The following is a 15,993-nucleotide window of genomic DNA, read 5'->3' as shown; positions in this document are numbered from 1 at the left end:
CTGCCCCGGTTCGGTGCGGGGGCCGGACCATCCCGGCCCCCGCACCGGCTGCTACCAGCGCACCGCGTCCAGCGCGTCCACCACTCCGGCCCCGTAGAAGCCGTTGCGGTTCTTGCCGCCCTCGCAGACCGCGTCGATCTTGCCGTCACCGTCGATGTCGTACGGGTCACCGCACGCCGTGGCGTCGGCCTCGAGCGTCAGCAGGGCCTTGACCGCGGCGGCCGACGCGTACGGGTGCGTCGACTTGATCAGGGCCACGACGCCCGCGACGTGCGGGGAAGCCATCGACGTACCGGCCTTGTAGCCGTACTTCCCGCCCGGCAGCGTGGAGAGGATCAGACCGCTCGTCGCCGGCGGCTCGGGCGTCTGGTAGACCGTCGAGTCCCCGCCCGGCGCGGCCACGTCGATGACGCCGTTGCCGTAGTTCGAGTACGAGGCCTTCAGCCCCTTCGCGCCCGTCGCCGAGACCGTCACGACACCCGGCAGCATCGTCGGGATGTCCAGGCACACCTTCGGGTCGATGGTCCGGGTGACCGGTTCGGTGTCGTTCGGGCTGCCCGTGTCCTCGATCGTGTCGGCCGCCAGGTCCTCGGCCGAGTTTCCGGCCGCGGCGACATTGACCGTGCCCTTGCTCTCGGCGTACCGGGTGGCCCGCGCGACGGCCTCGACCAGCGCGCCCTGGTCCGGGTCGTTCTTGCAGTTGTACATCCACGGGTCGGTGTAGTAGCTGTTGTTCGTGACGTCGGCACCGTGGTCCGCCGCCCACATGAAGCCGCAGACGACGGCCTCGGTGTAGAAGAAGCCGTCCGGGTTGCCCACCTTGATGCCGGAGACCTTCACACCCGGCGCGACACCCGTCACCCCGATGCCGTTCTTAGCGGCGGCGATCGTGCCCGCGACATGCGTGCCGTGATCGCTCTCACCGGTCTTCGGGCGCCAGGCGCCGTCCGTGGTGTCCGGTGCGCCGGAGACACAGTTCGCCGAGCCGCGGCGGTCGAAGTTCGGGGCGAGGTCCGGGTGGGTGTCGTCCACGCCCGTGTCGATGACCGCGACCGTGACCTTCGAGCTGCCCAGCGACTTCTCGTGCGCCTTGTCCGCCTTGATCGCGGGCAGGTCCCACTGCAACGGCTCCATCGGGTCCTGACCCGCCGTCGCCTGCGCCGCCGCGGTCCGCTCCTGCTGCGCCGTCAGCGGCTGCTCGACCCCGATGTCCTTGGTGGCCTGCGGGACGATCGGGTTGGTACGGGTGGCGCCCGCCGAATCGACACCCTTCACACGGCGCATCGACTGCGCGAACTGCGGGTTCTGCGAGTGGGCGACGATGACCCCGATCCGGTCGTAGGCGATCACCACAGTGCCGCCGGCCCGCTCGATCGCCTTGCGCACCTGCTTGACGGTGCCGTGACCGCCGCGGGTGTTGACCACGTACGACAGCTTCGGACCGTCCGTCGACACCGCTGCCGAGGGCGTGTCCTCCACCGGCGAGGCGGAGGCGACGCCCATCGGCAGGAAGCCGAGCGAAGCGGTGAGGGCCAATCCGACGGGCAGCGTCACTGCGCGCGTCCGTCTGGATCCCAGATGAGCCATGGGGTCTCCACTTCATCCGTGTCAGTCGACCGGACACGGGGTGTGTCCAGTCGCGTACATGACGAGTGAAGCTATCGCTGATCATCCCCGCTCATCAATGAGTCCGGGAGAACCGATTCCCGCCGGAGCGCCCGAAGGGGTGACACGGAGAAGGCGGAAACCGCGGTGAACCGCTTCGCCGCGCGCTGCGTGCCGTTGTCAGGGGAGCCGCACCACCACTCCCCGATATCGAGGTCCCCAGTGAAATCCACCGTCCCCACCACCACCGCACCCGCGTCGCGAGGAGATTCCGTGGCTACCGATGCACCGCCGCCCGAGGGCAGTACGGAGACCGGCCCCGCCCAGCCCACGACCGAGGCGTTCGTCGCGGAGCAGGCGAGCCAGGAATTCGGCGAACTCCGCCGCTCGTACCGCTCGTTCGCCTTTCCGCTGACCATCGCCTTCGTCCTCTGGTACCTGCTGTACGTGTTGCTCTCCAACTACGCCGGCGGCTTCATGGGCACCAAGGTGTACAGCAACTTCAACGTGGCCTTCGTCTTCGGCCTGGCCCAGTTCCTCACCACCTTCCTCATCGCCTGGTTCTACTCGCGGCACGCCAACGCGAAGCTCGACCCGAAGGCCGAGGCCATCAAGTCCCGTATGGAGGCCGACGTATGAGCGCCGCGTACCACTCCCACACCGCCGTGACGCTCGCCGCCTCGTCCACCAGCGAGCACCGGCCGCTGATCATCTCGCTCTTCGCGATCTTCGTCGCGGCGACCCTCGGCATCACCGTCTGGGCCGGCCGCCAGACCAAGAGCGCCTCCGACTTCTACGCGGGCGGCCGCCAGTTCACCGCCTTCCAGAACGGACTCGCGGTCTCCGGCGACTACATGTCCGCCGCGTCGTTCCTCGGTATCGCCGGAGCCATCGCCCTCTTCGGCTACGACGGCTTCCTCTACTCGATCGGCTTCCTCGTCGCCTGGCTGGTGGCACTGCTGCTGGTCGCCGAACCGCTGCGCAACTCGGGCCGCTACACCATGGGCGATGTTCTCGCCTACCGGATGCGGCAGCGCCCGGTCCGTACCGCCGCGGGTGTTTCCACCATCGTCGTCTCGATCTTCTACCTGCTGGCGCAGATGGCAGGAGCGGGAGTTCTGGTCTCGCTGCTCCTCGGGATCACCAGTGACGCCGGAAAGATCCTCATTGTTGCGCTGGTCGGCGTACTGATGATCGTGTACGTCACCATCGGCGGCATGAAGGGCACCACCTGGGTGCAGATGGTCAAGGCCGTGCTCCTCATCGCGGGTGCCATCCTGATGACCTTCATGGTGCTGTGGAAGTTCGACTTCAACGTCTCCGACCTGCTGGGCACCGCCGCCGAGAAGAGCGGCCACGGCGCCTCGTTCCTGGAGCCCGGGCTCAAGTACGGCGCCACCGGGACCTCGAAGCTGGACTTCCTCTCCCTCGGCATCGCCCTGGTGCTGGGCACCGCCGGACTGCCGCACATCCTGATCCGCTTCTACACGGTGCCGACCGCCAAGGCGGCCCGGAAGTCGGTCAACTGGGCCATCGGCATCATCGGCGCCTTCTACCTGATGACGATCGCGCTCGGATTCGGTGCCGCGGCCCTCATCGGCCCGGACGAGATCAAGGCGAAGAACCCGGCAGGCAACGCGGCAGCCCCGCAGCTCGCCGAGTACCTCGGCGGGGTCGGCTCCACCGGCGGAGCCGTCATGCTCGCCGTCATCTCCGCGGTCGCCTTCGCCACCATCCTCGCCGTCGTCGCGGGACTCACCCTCGCCTCCTCGTCGTCCTTCGCCCATGACATCTACGCCAACGTCATCCGCAAGGGGAAGGCCACCGAGAAGGAGGAGATGCGGGCGGCCCGCTGGGCCACCGTCTTCATCGGTGCCGCCGCGATCGTGCTGGGTGCCTTCGCCCGCGACATGAACGTCGCCGGCCTGGTGGCGCTCGCCTTCGCCGTCGCCGCGTCGGCCAACCTGCCGACGCTCCTCTACAGCCTCTTCTGGAAGCGGTTCACCACCCAGGGCGCGCTGTGGTCGATCTACGGAGGTCTCGCCAGCTCGGTGATCCTGGTGCTGTTCTCGCCCGTCGTCTCCGGAAACGCGAAGACCTCGATGTTCAAGGGCGTCGACTTCGCCTGGTTCCCGCTGGAGAACCCGGGCCTGATCTCCATCCCGCTGGGCTTCCTGCTCGGCTGGATCGGCTCCCTCCTGTCGAAGGAGGAGCCGGACAAGGGCAAGTACGCCGAGCTGGAGGTCAAGTCCCTCACCGGCATCGGAGCCCACTGAGAGCACGAATTCACACAAGTTCACAGAGGGGAGCGGTTCCCGCACCCTCCCTTCCCGCGGCCGCGTCGTAGAGTCCTACGACGCGGCTGCGCCGCACCTCGTGTCAAACGGGCCCCTCCGCTGTCACAGGTCTCGCGTAGTCTCGGAAGAGTCAGATACCGCAACCGGGAAGTCACCGGGGGAGGGGGCCCACCATGCTCATCGACACCTACGACCGGGTCGCCACAGACCTGCGCGTCTCGCTGACCGACCGCTGCAATCTGCGCTGCACCTACTGCATGCCCGAAGAGGGCCTGCAATGGCTGGCCAAGCCCGACCTGCTGAGTGACGACGAGATCGTCCGCCTCGTCCGCATCGCCGTCACGCAGCTCGGCATCACCGAAGTCCGCTTCACCGGCGGGGAGCCGCTGCTGCGTCCCGGACTCGTCTCCATCGTCCAGCAGTGCGCGGCCCTGGCACCCCGCCCGAAGATGTCGCTCACGACCAACGGCATCGGACTGAAGCGGACCGCCGCCGCGCTCAAGGCCGCAGGCCTGGACCGGGTCAACGTCTCCCTGGACACCCTGCGCCCCGACGTCTTCAAGACCCTCACCCGCCGCGACCGCCACCACGACGTCCTGGCCGGACTCGAGGCAGCGCGCGACGCCGGCCTCACCCCCGTCAAGGTCAACACCGTCCTGATGCCGGGGCTCAACGACGACGAAGCGCCCGACCTGCTCGCCTGGGCCGTGGCCAACGAGTACGAGCTCCGCTTCATCGAGCAGATGCCGCTCGACGCCCAGCATGGCTGGAAGCGCGACGGAATGATCACGGCAGGCGACATCCTCCAGTCGCTGCGCACCCGCTTCGACCTCACCGCCGAGGAGGACGGCGAGCGCGGCTCCGCCCCCGCCGAGCGCTGGCTCGTGGACGGCGGCCCCCACCGGGTCGGCGTCATCGCCTCGGTCACCCGGCCGTTCTGCCGGGCCTGCGACCGCACCAGGCTCACCGCCGACGGGCAGGTGCGCACCTGCCTGTTCGCCCGCGAGGAGACCGACCTGCGCGGGGCCCTGCGCTCGGAGGCACCGGACGAGGAGATCGCCCGGCTCTGGAAGCTCGCCATGTGGGGCAAGAAAGCCGGATCCGGCCTCGACGACCCGTCGTTCCTCCAGCCGGACCGCCCGATGTCGGCGATCGGCGGCTAGGGCCTTTCGTCTGCATCATGCCGGGCTCGCCGGGTCCGGCCCGGTCCGAACGAAGGACCTGGCGCCCGAGCCGTTACGCGGGCGGCGAGTCCGACGACTCCCACTCGGCCAGTGTCACCACGTCCTTCAGGAAACCCCGCACCCCCAGGAACGAGGAGAGATGCTCCCGGTGCTCGTCACAGGCCAGCCAGGTCTTGCGGCGCTCGGGGGTGTGCAGCTTCGGGTTGTTCCAGGCCAGCACCCACACGGCATCGGTGCGGCAGCCCTTGGCCGAGCAGACGGGGGCGGTGGCAGCACGCTCGGCCGCGGGATCGGATTCGGGGGAGTTCACGGACTCAACCCTAGGGCCTGAGCCGGAAGGCAGGCCCTGCGGCATCCCCGCCGGAGAAATGGCGACGCCGAGCAGCCACGGGGGGAGCTGCCCGGCGTCGGTCCGTCGCTCCGACGGGGGATGCGGAGCGCTCACAAAGTATGTCACGCAGACCGGGGTGCGGTGCACTGGAACCTCATGATTGATCTGAGCTTTTCTTGAGCTTGGGTGACCGCAGGGCTCAGCCGTGCTCCTGCGGATCCGGACTCCGGAAGGCGTGTCCGCTCTCCGGACCGGGCTCCGCCGGACCGGCCACCGGAGCGGCGTCCAGCGCGAGCCGCGTCGGCGCCGGCACAAAGGTCGAGGGAATCGAAGGGCTGTTCTCCCGGCCCGCGTTGGCGATGACGACCGCGACGTACGGGAGCAGAACCCCCAGCGCCAGCGCCACGATCGCCACATGGCGCTCCACGTTCCACAGGACCGCGGCAGCGACCACCGAAACCGTGCGCACGGACATCGAGATCACATAACGCCGCTGTCGGCCGCGCACATCCTCCGCGAGCCCCTGCCGCGCCCCCGTGATCCGGAAGACCTCCGCACCGCTCTGCTTCCCCAACACGTCTCCACCAACCTTCCCCGAGCTCATGACGACTGGGGGAGACCCCGTTCCTGCGCCGGACGCTCCCCGGACCGGACCGGATCCCACGGTACGCCCGGCCTCCCCTCCGTTCGAGACCGGGGCGCGCCGTATACGTACACTCCCCCGCCCCGCCCCGCCCCACGTACGGACCCGTCCGACATGCGGCGTACCGGCCCGGGGCCGAGACTGGGCGGACATGCGCGACACCGCGTCGCACAAGGAGGCCGCATGAGCTGGTTGTGGGCAATCATCGTGGGCCTGGTGCTCGGCCTGATCGCCAAGGCGATCCTGCCGGGCAAGCAGGAGATCCCACTCTGGCTGACAGTCATTTTCGGCATGATCGGCAGCATCCTCGGCAACGCTGTCGCCACCTGGATCGGTGTCAACGACACCAAGGGCATCGACTGGACACGTCATGTGCTCCAGCTGATCGGAGCCGTGGTGGTGGTCGGTGTCGGCGACATGCTGTGGGCCTCGATCCGGGGCACCAGGCAGAAGACCTGAACCACGGACCGGACAAGCATGACGGCGGGGCACGCGCGATGCGTGCCCCGCCGTCATGCTGTCGCTACGGCTCAGCCGGCCGTGACCTCGATCGCCGCCAGGTTCTTCTTGCCCCGGCGCAGCACCAGCCAGCGCCCGTGCAGCAGCTCCTCGCGGGCCGGTGCCGCCTCACCGTCGACGGCCTTCACGTTGTTCACGTAGGCGCCGCCCTCCTTGACCGTGCGCCGGGCACCCGACTTGCTCGGCGCCAGACCGGCCTCGACCAGCAGGTCGACCAGCGGACCGAGCTCGGTGACCTGGGCGTGCGGCACCTCGGACAGTGCGGCACCCAGCGTCGCCTCGTCCAGCTCGCCGAGCTCGCCCTGACCGAACAGCGCCTTCGACGCGGCGATGACCGCGGCGCACTGGTCCGCGCCGTGCACCAGCGTCGTCAGCTCCTCGGCCAGCGTCCGCTGCGCTGTCCGGGCCTGTGGCCGCTCCTCGGTGACCTTCTCCAGCTCCTCCAGCTCGGCGGGGCTCAGGAAGCTGAGGATGCGCATGTAGCGGGAGACGTCGCGGTCGTCCACGTTCAGCCAGAACTGGTAGAACGCGTACGGCGTGGTCATCTCCGGGTCGAGCCAGACGGCGCCGCTCTCGGACTTGCCGAACTTGGTGCCGTCCGCCTTCGTCATCAGCGGGGTCGCCAGCGCGTGCACCTCGGCGCCCGGCTCCAGGCGGTGGATCAGGTCGAGGCCCGCGGTGAGGTTGCCCCACTGGTCGCTGCCGCCCTGCTGGAGGGTGCATCCGTGGCGCCGGTACAGCTCCAGGAAGTCCATGCTCTGGAGCAGCTGGTAGCTGAACTCGGTGTAGCTGATGCCCTCGTCGGACTCCAGCCGCCGGGCGATGGACTCCTTGGTGAGCATCTTGTTGACCCGGAAGTGCTTGCCGATGTCCCGCAGGAACTCGATCGCGGACATGCCCGCGGTCCAGTCCAGGTTGTTCACCATGACCGCCGCGTTCTCGCCCTCGAAGGACAGGAACGGCTCGATCTGGGACCGCAGCCGTGCCACCCAGGCGGCAATCGTCTCCGGGTCGTTCAGCGTGCGCTCGGCGGTCGGCCGCGGGTCACCGATCTGGCCGGTGGCCCCGCCCACCAGGGCGAGCGGGCGCAGACCGGCCTGCTGGAGCCGGCGCATGGTGAGCACCTGCACCAGATGGCCGACGTGCAGACTCGCCGCGGTGGGGTCGTAGCCGCAATAGAACGTGACCGGACCGTCCGCGAGAGCCTTGCGCAGTGCGTCCTCGTCAGTGGACTGGGCGAACAGCCCACGCCACTTCAGCTCGTCGACGATGTCCGTCACGGTTCCGTGTCTCCTCAGCTACGTGGTCGATACGTGGATCGAAAGGCAACAGTCAGTCTAAGGGCTGTCCCGCAATTCCTGGCGGGCGCGCGACGACAGCTACGGCACCTCGCCGCGTTGTCGGAACGCCCGAATACATCCAGTATTCGGGCGTCCCTCCGCCTTGCGATGCACCGCATCTGACGCCGCGCGCTGATCCACCAGGAATTGCGGGACAGCCCTTGGGCGGGTCATACGCCCAGGCTCACCGAGCTCATGTTGAAGTCCGGGATGCGCAGTGCGGGCATCGCGGCCCGGGTGAACCAGTCGCCCCACTCGCGCGGCAGCGTCTTCTCCGTCCGGCCCGCCTCGGTGGCCCGCGACAGCAGGTCCACGGGGGACTCGTTGAAGCGGAAGTTGTTCACCTCGCCGACCACCTCGCCGTCCTCCACGAGATAGACACCGTCGCGGGTCAGCCCGGTCAGCAGCAGCGTCGCCGGGTCGACCTCCCGGATGTACCACATGCAGGTCAGCAGCAGTGCGCGGCCGCTCGTCGCGGCCACCATCTCCTCCAGGGACCGCTCACCACCGCCCTCCAGCACCAGGTTGTCGATCGCCGGGGCGACCGGCAGCCCGGTCAGGCCCGCGGTGTGCCGGGTCGTCGTCAGCCGGCCGAGACGGCCGTCCTTGATCCAGTCGGTCCGGCCCAGCGGCAGCCCGTTGTCGAAGACCGACGCACCGTCCCCGGAGGAGTGCGCGATGACGAACGGCGCGGATTCGAGCCCCGGCGCGTTCGGGTCGCTGCGCAGGGTCAGTGGCAGCGGGGACAGGGTCTCGCCGAGCCGCGTCCCCCCGCCCGGCTTGGAGAACACCGTCCGGCCCTCGACGGCGTCCCGCGCGGTCGCCGACCACAGCTGGTAGATCAGCAGGTCGGCGACGGCGGTCGGCGGCAGCAGCGTCTCGTACCGCCCGGCGGGCAGCTCGATCCGGCGCTCCGCCCAGACCAGCCGCTTGGCCAGCTCGGCGTCCATCTCGGCCGGGTCGACGTCCTTGAAGTCACGGGTCGAGCGCCCCGCCCAGGCCGAGCGCGACCGGTCGGGCGACTTCGCGTTCAGCTCCAGCGTCCCGTTCGGCTGGTCGTGGCGCAGCCGCAGCCCCGTCGACGTGCCCAGGTACGTCGACGTCATCTCGTGGTTGGCGAAGCCGTACAGCTCGCGGCCGCCGGAGCGGGCCCGGGCGAAGGCGTCGCCGAGCGTGGGGGCGAACGCCGCGAAGACGTCCGAGCCCGTCTCCGCCGGCGCGTCCGTGAAGCCGGGGGAGTCCGGTACCCCGGTGACCAGCGGCTGCGCGTCCTCGGCCGGGCCGGCCCCGCGCGCGGCGGCCTCGGCGGCCCGCACCAGGGGCTCCAGATCGGCCGCGGTGACGGCGGACCGGGACACGACACCGGAGGCGGCACCCTCGGACCCGTCGACGGTGGCGATGACGGTCAGGGTGCGGCCCCGCGTCACGCCGTTCGTGGTGAGCGCGTTGCCCGCCCAGCGCAGATTGGCCGACGACTCCTCGTCGGCGATGACCACACAGCCGTCGGCGGTGGACAGTTCGAGCGCGCGCTCGACGATCTCGTGCGGCTTGCTGACGCGGCTCATCGCCCGGCCTCCTGCGTCGTGTCGAGACTGTGCTGCCCCGGGGAGTGACCCCCGGACCCCCAGCCGGTTCCGTGGTTGCCGCTCATCGCCCGGCCTCCTGCGTCGTGTTGAGGATGTTCACGCCTCGGAAGAGGGCGGAGGGGCAGCCGTGCGAGACGGCCGCGACCTGGCCCGGCTGGGCCTTGCCACAGTTGAAGGCGCCGCCCAGGACGTATGTCTGCGGACCGCCGACCTTCTCCATCGAGCCCCAGAAGTCCGTCGTCGTCGCCTGGTAGGCGACATCGCGCAGCTGCCCGGCGAGCCTGCCGTTCTCGATCCGGAAGAACCGCTGCCCGGTGAACTGGAAGTTGTACCGCTGCATGTCGATCGACCAGGACCGGTCTCCGACCACGTAGATCCCGCGCTCCACGCCGCCGATCAGGTCCTCCGTGGAGAGCCCGCCCGGATCCGGCTGCAGCGACACGTTCGCCATCCGTTGTACGGGGACATGGCCCGGCGAGTCCGCGTACGCGCACCCGTTCGACCGGCCCAGGCCCGTCAGCTTCGCGATCCGGCGGTCCAGCTGGTAGCCGACCAGCGTCCCGTCCTTGACCAGCTCCCAGGACTGCGCCTCGACGCCCTCGTCGTCGTACCCGATCGTCGCGAGCCCGTGCTCGGCGGTGCGGTCGCCCGTCACGTTCATCACCGGGGAGCCGTATGCGAGCTTCCCCAGCTGGTCGAACGTGGCGAACGAGGTCCCGGCGTACGCCGCCTCGTACCCCAGCGCCCGGTCCAGCTCGGTGGCGTGGCCGATCGACTCATGGATGGTCAGCCACAGATTGGACGGGTCGACGACCAGGTCGTACGTCCCCGCCTCGACGCCCGGGGCCCGCATCTTCTCGGCCAGCAGCCCGGGGATGGTCTCCAGCTCGGCGTCCCAGTCCCAGCCGGTCCCCGTCAGGTACTCCCAGCCGCGCCCGGCCGGCGGTGCGATCGTGCGCATCGAGTCGAACTCACCGGTCGTCGCGTCCACGGCGACCGCGGTGAACTGCGGATGCAGCCGCACCCGCTGCTGCGTGGTGACCGTGCCCGCCGTGTCGGCGTAGAACTTGTTCTCATGGACGGTCATCAGCGAGGCGTCCACATGCGCCACGCCCTCCGCCCCCAGCAGCCGGCCGCTCCACTCGGCGAGCAGTCCCGCCTTCTCCTCGGCCGGCACGTCGAAGGGGTCGACGTCGTACGCCGAGACCCAGCTCCGCTCCCCGTGCACGGGTTCGTCCGCGAGTTCCACGCGCTCGTCGGACCCCGCAGCCGCGATCACCTTCGCCGACAGCTTCGCCATGGCGACGGCCTGCCCGGCCACCCTCGCCGCCGCGTCCATCGTCAGGTCCACCCCGGAGGCGAACCCCCACGCCCCGCCGTGCACCACCCGCACCGCGTACCCGAGATCGGTGGTGTCGGACGACCCGGCCGGCCGGGCGTCCCGCAAGCGCCACGTGGCGCTGCGCACCCGCTCGAAGCGGAAGTCGGCGTGCACGGCCCCGAGCGCCCGCGCGCGGGCGAGCGCCGCGTCGGCGAGCGGCCGTAGCGGGAGGGCCAGGAACGACTGATCTACCTCATGGGGCACGGGCGGCCTCTCCTCTGCTTCACATACCCTCGGATCGTTTACGAGGCAGTGAAGCACGGCCGCAGCGGCGTCGCGGCCGAATTCCGGGCCCCACGCGGGGACGGGCCGTCCGGTGGCCCGCGGTCCGGCCATGGCCTGCCGGGCCGGGTACGTCTCTGTAGGAACCCCACAGTGACCGGGGGAAGGCGCTGTCAGGGGCCGATTCCTCGTGGAGCGGACGGTACCGATAGGTTTTCGATGTACCAGACCGCCAAGGAAAGGGTGATCCGTTGAGCCGCTCGGTTCTCGTCACCGGAGGAAACCGGGGCATCGGCCTCGCCATCGCCCGCGCTTTCGCCGACAACGGCGACAAGGTCGCGATCACCTACCGTTCCGGCGAGCCGCCCGAGGCGCTCACCGAGGCCGGTGTTCTCGCGGTCCGTTGCGACATCACCGACGCCGAGCAGGTGGAGCAGGCCTACAAGGAGGTCGAGGAGAAGCACGGCAATGTGGAGGTACTGGTCGCCAACGCCGGTATCACCAAGGACCAGTTGCTGATGCGGATGTCCGAGGACGACTTCACGTCCGTGCTCGACACCAACCTCACCGGCACCTTCCGGGTCGTCAAGCGCGCCAACCGCGGCATGCTGCGCGCCAAGAAGGGCCGGGTCGTCCTCATCTCCTCCGTCGTCGGCCTCCTCGGCTCGGCGGGACAGGCCAACTACGCCGCGTCCAAGGCCGGTCTGGTCGGCTTCGCGAGGTCGCTCGCCCGTGAGCTCGGCTCGCGGAACATCACGTTCAACGTCGTCGCGCCCGGCTTCGTCGACACCGACATGACGCAGTCGCTCACCGAGGAGCAGCGCAAGGGCATCGTCGCCCAGGTGCCGCTCGCGCGTTACGCGCAGCCCGCGGAGATCGCCGCCGCGGTGCGCTTCCTCGCCTCCGACGACGCGTCGTACATCACTGGAGCCGTCATCCCCGTTGACGGCGGATTGGGCATGGGTCACTGATCACCATGAGCGGAATTCTCGACGGCAAGCGCATCCTCATCACCGGGGTGCTGATGGAGTCGTCCATCGCGTTCCACGCTGCCAAGGTGGCCCAGGAGCAGGGCGCCGAAGTCATCCTGACCGCCTTCCCGCGGCCCACGCTGACGGAGCGCATCGCCAAGAAGCTGCCCAAGCCGGCCAAGGTCATCGAGCTGGACGTGACCAACGCCGAGCACCTCGACCGGCTCGCCGGCCTGGTGCGGGACGAGCTCGGTTCGCTCGACGGCGTCGTCCACTCCATCGGCTTCGCGCCGCAGGACGCACTCGGCGGCAACTTCCTCAACACCCCGTTCGAGTCGGTCGCCACGGCGATGCACGTCTCGGCGTTCTCGCTGAAGTCGCTCGCCATGGCCTGCAAGCCGCTGATGAGCGAGGGCGGCTCGATCGTCGGCCTCACCTTCGACGCGCAGTACGCCTGGCCGCAGTACGACTGGATGGGCCCGGCGAAGGCCGCGCTGGAGGCCACCTCCCGCTACCTCGCCCGCGACCTGGGCAAGGACGGCATCCGCTGCAACCTGATCTCGGCCGGACCGATCGGCTCCATGGCAGCCAAGTCCATCCCGGGCTTCGGTGAGCTCGCCGACGTGTGGAACACCCGCGCGCCGCTGGCGTGGGACATGAAGGACCCGGAGCCGGCCGGCCGCGGCATCGTCGCGCTGCTCTCGGACTTCTTCCCGAGGACGACGGGCGAGATCATCCACGTCGACAGTGGCGTGCACATGATGGGGGCCTGACCCTCGCACCCCGGCCGCCCACCGCCTCTCCGGAGGCGGTGGGCGGCCGTTTCCCTTGCCCCGCCCGGCCTCCCGGCGCTCAGGTCGAAAAGCTGGTCGATCCACCGCAGAATGTGGAGGAACCGGACTTCTGGTCAGGCTGAGGGGAGGAGATCGCTGTGCGCGGCACACGTCACCGAACCCGATCCCTGCTGGTGGCCTCCGCCGTCTTCGCCGGGCTGGTCGTGCCCGTCGGTCTGTACGCCGCGGGGCACGTCGGCGCCGCAGGGCCGGCCGCGCCCGCCGCGGCGGACCCCGAACCCTCCGGCGCCGAATGCCGCACGTCGGTGAAGGGCTCCCGGGTCGTCGCCTACTGCCACAACCCGTACCCCTCCACCGACCGCGTCCAGCTGCACACCGAGTGCGCCCGCTGGTGGGACATCGACGCCGACTCCGAGCCGGTCGCCGTCGGCCCGGGGCGGACCGTACGGCTGGACGACCGCTGCTGGAAAGAGGTCGGCTCCGTGTGGGTCACCCACGCCGACGAGACGCACCGGGCCGAGGCGTCCTAGGCCCCGTCCACCAGGCAGCTCAGCGCGTGGCTCGCGGCCTCGGCCGCCGCCGTCTCGGCGTCGCCGGCCCGGATCGCCTCGACCAGCCGGCCGTGGTCCATGTGGTTCTCCGGCCGCAGCTCATGGCCGATGTCGTCCCGCAGGTAGTCCCTCAGCAGATCACCCAGGTCGGCGTAGAGGCCGGTCAGCACCTCGTTGTGCGAGGCGGCGACCACGGCGAGGTGCAGCGTCGCGTCCGCCGCCACGAACGCCTCGGCGTCCCCCGCCGCCCAGGTCTCCTCGCGCCGTCGCATGAGCGCGTCCAGCTGCTTCAGGTCCCGGTCGGTACGCCGGGCGGCGGCCAGGCGCGCGGCCGACGACTCCAGCGTCGAGCGCAGCTCGGCCACATGGCGCGGATCGGCGGACGCGAACCTGCGGTGCATCACGCCGGCCAGCTCGCTGACGGCCACCACATAGGTGCCCGAGCCCTGCCGGATGTCGAGCAGCCCGTTGTGCGCGAGCGCGCGCACCGCCTCGCGGACGGTGTTACGGGCCACCCCGAGCTGCTCGACCAGCTCGGGTTCGGTGGGGATGCGCGAACCCACGGGCCACTCGCCCGAGGTGATCTGATTCCTCAGCTGGGCAATCACCTGGTCGGCGAGTGCCGAACGCCGCGGGGACGTCAACGCCATGGTGCTCCTTGCTCGGGTGTGCGGCGGGCGGGGGCCGCCCCGCCGCCTCGTGGAGGTGTCCAGATCATCTCAGAGGATTGGACAAGTAATCATCCCATGATTCTATGATGGCCCCATGCGTGACGACGAATCCTCCCCCCGGACCCCGACTCTGGACCCCGCCGCCGCCCCGGCGACCTCCCGCACCGAGGTGCCCGGGCAGGGGGCCGGCGGCCCCGCCCCCTGGGTGTTCCGCCTGGTCACGGTCGGGCTCGTGCTCGCCGCGCTCAACCTCCGCCCCGCCATCACCAGCCTCGGCGCCCTCCTCGAAGAGGTACGCGACGGACTGCACATGAGCGGCAGCGTCGCCGGGGTGCTCACCTCCGTACCGCCGCTCTGCTTCGCGGTCTTCGGCATCATGGCGCCGCGCCTGGCCCGCCGCTTCGGACCGGGTGCGGTCGTCTGCGCGGGCATGGTCGCCATCACGGCGGGGCTGGTGATCAGGCCCCTCGTCGGCGGGACCGCCGGCTTCCTCGCCGCGAGCGCGCTCGCCCTGATGGGCATCGCCGTCAGCAACGTCCTGATGCCGGTGATCGTCAAGCGCTGGTTCCCGGCCCGCGTCGGCTCCATGACGGGCCTCTACTCCATGGCCCTCGCCCTCGGCACCTCACTGGCCGCAGCCGTGACCGTCCCCATGACCGAGGCGATGGGCGGCAGTTGGAAGGCCGGCCTCGGCATCTGGGCCGCCCTCGCCGCCGTCGCGATCCTGCCCTGGATCCCGCTGGTACGGGACCGCAGCGGCGGCGCCGGACACCCCGCGGCCCGCCGGCCGGAGGCACCCGCACTGCGGATCACCCGCAGCCGCACCGCCTGGGCCCTCGCCTGCTTCTTCGGCCTCCAGGCCACCGCCGCCTACATCACCATGGGGTGGATGCCACAGATCTTCCGGGACGCCGGGGTCTCCGCCGGTACGGCTGGCGTCCTGCTCGCCCTCATCATGGCCATGGGCGTGCCGCTCGCCTTCGTCATCCCGAGGGTCGCCACCCGGATGAGGACCCAGGGACCGATCGTCGTCGTCCTCGGCGCCTGCGGCCTCATGGGCTACGCCGGCCTCTACTTCGCCCCGTCCGGCGGGGCCTGGGTCTGGGCACTGCTCCTCGGCATCTCGAACTGCGCCTTCCCGCTCGCCCTCACCATGATCGGCATGCGCTCCCGCAGCGGTGCCGGGGTGGTACGGCTGTCCGCGTTCGCCCAGTCCACCGGCTATCTCATCTCGATCCCCGGCCCGCTTCTGGTCGGCGTGCTCTACCAGCACAGTGGCGGCTGGGGGCTGCCGATCGCGCTCATGGCGGCCCTGATGGTGCCCCAGATGGTGGCAGGCATCCTGGCCGGCCGGGACCGGACGATCGAGGACGAATGCTGAGATGCGAGACTGGGGGCATGTCTCCTGTGCTCGACCCGAATCCCCAGAACGGTCAGAAGAAGCTGCTCCTCGTCTTCGGGACGATGCTGCTGATCACGGTCGTCGTCGGCATCATCGCCTCCATCGCCTCCCCGTGACGTACGGCTCCCGGGCGGGATGGTGGGGATAGCCCCACCATCCCCTAGGGGGCCAGGGTCAGGGTGAAGTGGGTGGGCCACCGGATGGGAGCGGCGCCCCCGGATCCGTAGGTTCTGACTATCGGAATCCAGTACCCACGGAGGCGGACATGCCGACCCGTACGCACACCCGCTCCGCCCGCCCGGACGCAGCCGGCGTCGAGGTCCGGCTGCCGTGGTGGGCCGTCGCGCTGCCCGCAGTGGCCTTCGGCGCGCTCCTCCTGCTGATCGCCGGACCGGGCCAGGCGCACGCCGCCACGGGCGATCCCGCGGTCGGCCGGTTGCTCGAGCGAATCGTGGAGCTGCTGACCCCCTGACGTCCGGCAGCCGGGGCGAGGAGC

17 protein-coding genes are annotated in these 15,993 nt (G+C 70.2%); 10 read left to right on the top strand and 7 right to left on the bottom strand.

The genetic code is table 11. The features are described 5' to 3' along the window. Positions 1-51: 51 nt before the first annotated feature. On the bottom strand, positions 52-1,587 hold the full coding sequence (locus tag SH922_RS08535) for a S8 family serine peptidase (protein ID WP_393056570.1): 1,536 nt from the start codon (positions 1,585-1,587) through the stop codon (positions 52-54). Between the two features lie 291 nt (positions 1,588-1,878). On the opposite strand from SH922_RS08535, the gene SH922_RS08530 reads away from it, so the two are divergent. The 3 genes from SH922_RS08530 to moaA all read left to right on the top strand — a co-directional run bounded on the left by SH922_RS08530 (position 1,879) and on the right by moaA (position 5,065). Continuing rightward, positions 1,879-2,244 (top strand): DUF485 domain-containing protein, encoded by a 366-nt coding sequence (locus tag SH922_RS08530; RefSeq protein ID WP_328948045.1) that lies wholly within the window; start codon positions 1,879-1,881, stop codon positions 2,242-2,244. Then, the gene (locus tag SH922_RS08525) at positions 2,241-3,881 is read left to right on the top strand and encodes a cation acetate symporter (RefSeq protein ID WP_393056568.1); all 1,641 of its coding nucleotides are present in this window, start codon (positions 2,241-2,243) and stop codon (positions 3,879-3,881) included. The genes SH922_RS08530 and SH922_RS08525 overlap by 4 nt, the downstream gene beginning before the upstream one ends. 194 nt (positions 3,882-4,075) lie before the next feature. Beyond that, positions 4,076-5,065 carry a GTP 3',8-cyclase MoaA gene (moaA, locus tag SH922_RS08520; protein WP_393056566.1) on the top strand — a complete coding sequence of 330 codons (990 nt, stop codon included), beginning with the start codon at positions 4,076-4,078 and terminating at the stop codon, positions 5,063-5,065. 73 nt (positions 5,066-5,138) lie between these two features. Here the strand turns inward: moaA and SH922_RS08515 are convergent, their stop codons facing one another. Both SH922_RS08515 and SH922_RS08510 read right to left on the bottom strand, forming a co-directional pair. Beyond that, the gene (locus SH922_RS08515; protein ID WP_393056564.1) at positions 5,139-5,396 is read right to left on the bottom strand and encodes a hypothetical protein; all 258 of its coding nucleotides are present in this window, start codon (positions 5,394-5,396) and stop codon (positions 5,139-5,141) included. Positions 5,397-5,616: 220 nt separating this feature from the next. Beyond that, positions 5,617-5,994 (bottom strand): DUF3099 domain-containing protein, encoded by a 378-nt coding sequence (locus SH922_RS08510; protein ID WP_393056562.1) that lies wholly within the window; start codon positions 5,992-5,994, stop codon positions 5,617-5,619. Positions 5,995-6,243: 249 nt separating this feature from the next. Between SH922_RS08510 and SH922_RS08505 the strand changes: the two genes are divergently transcribed. After that, a complete protein-coding gene (locus tag SH922_RS08505) occupies positions 6,244-6,519 on the top strand; it encodes a GlsB/YeaQ/YmgE family stress response membrane protein (RefSeq protein ID WP_356322510.1) in 276 nt (91 codons plus the stop codon). Between the two features lie 71 nt (positions 6,520-6,590). Here the strand turns inward: SH922_RS08505 and tyrS are convergent, their stop codons facing one another. From tyrS to SH922_RS08490, 3 genes are all read right to left on the bottom strand, one after another. After that, entirely contained in the window at positions 6,591-7,859 is a 1,269-nt protein-coding gene (gene tyrS / locus SH922_RS08500; RefSeq protein ID WP_393056559.1) for a tyrosine--tRNA ligase, read from the bottom strand. 230 nt (positions 7,860-8,089) lie between these two features. After that, on the bottom strand, positions 8,090-9,484 hold the full coding sequence (locus tag SH922_RS08495) for a metallopeptidase TldD-related protein (RefSeq protein ID WP_393056557.1): 1,395 nt from the start codon (positions 9,482-9,484) through the stop codon (positions 8,090-8,092). A gap of 82 nt (positions 9,485-9,566) precedes the next feature. Then, on the bottom strand, positions 9,567-11,090 hold the full coding sequence (locus SH922_RS08490; RefSeq protein ID WP_393056555.1) for a TldD/PmbA family protein: 1,524 nt from the start codon (positions 11,088-11,090) through the stop codon (positions 9,567-9,569). Positions 11,091-11,359: 269 nt separating this feature from the next. Between SH922_RS08490 and fabG the strand changes: the two genes are divergently transcribed. From fabG to SH922_RS08475, 3 genes are all read left to right on the top strand, one after another. Beyond that, complete coding sequence (fabG, locus tag SH922_RS08485) at positions 11,360-12,079, top strand: 3-oxoacyl-[acyl-carrier-protein] reductase (protein ID WP_393056553.1); 720 nt, start codon at positions 11,360-11,362, stop codon at positions 12,077-12,079. 5 nt (positions 12,080-12,084) lie between these two features. Next, the gene (gene fabI / locus SH922_RS08480; RefSeq protein ID WP_356322505.1) at positions 12,085-12,852 is read left to right on the top strand and encodes an enoyl-ACP reductase FabI; all 768 of its coding nucleotides are present in this window, start codon (positions 12,085-12,087) and stop codon (positions 12,850-12,852) included. A gap of 158 nt (positions 12,853-13,010) precedes the next feature. Then, positions 13,011-13,403, top strand: coding sequence for a hypothetical protein (locus tag SH922_RS08475; protein WP_393056551.1), 393 nt, complete (start codon positions 13,011-13,013; stop codon positions 13,401-13,403). On the opposite strand, the gene SH922_RS08470 is transcribed toward SH922_RS08475, so the two are convergent. Further along, positions 13,400-14,074 carry a FadR/GntR family transcriptional regulator gene (locus SH922_RS08470; protein WP_393056549.1) on the bottom strand — a complete coding sequence of 225 codons (675 nt, stop codon included), beginning with the start codon at positions 14,072-14,074 and terminating at the stop codon, positions 13,400-13,402. The two genes, SH922_RS08475 and SH922_RS08470, sit on opposite strands and share 4 nt — an antisense overlap. A gap of 115 nt (positions 14,075-14,189) precedes the next feature. Between SH922_RS08470 and SH922_RS08465 the strand changes: the two genes are divergently transcribed. The 3 genes from SH922_RS08465 (at position 14,190) to SH922_RS08455 (ending at position 15,969) form a co-directional block, all read left to right on the top strand. After that, a complete protein-coding gene (locus tag SH922_RS08465) occupies positions 14,190-15,476 on the top strand; it encodes a CynX/NimT family MFS transporter (protein ID WP_393056546.1) in 1,287 nt (428 codons plus the stop codon). Positions 15,477-15,502: 26 nt separating this feature from the next. Then, positions 15,503-15,613, top strand: coding sequence for an SGM_5486 family transporter-associated protein (locus SH922_RS08460; RefSeq protein ID WP_326740547.1), 111 nt, complete (start codon positions 15,503-15,505; stop codon positions 15,611-15,613). A 149-nt stretch (positions 15,614-15,762) separates the two neighbouring features. Further along, a complete protein-coding gene (locus SH922_RS08455) occupies positions 15,763-15,969 on the top strand; it encodes a hypothetical protein (protein ID WP_350999473.1) in 207 nt (68 codons plus the stop codon). Positions 15,970-15,993: the final 24 nt, after the last annotated feature.

This window comes from Streptomyces sp. LN549 (genome assembly GCF_043203805.1).
In the GTDB taxonomy this organism is placed as follows: domain Bacteria; phylum Actinomycetota; class Actinomycetes; order Streptomycetales; family Streptomycetaceae; genus Streptomyces.
The sequence above is the reverse complement of the archived record's forward strand: the minus strand, read 5'-3'. Positions and strand labels throughout refer to the sequence as shown.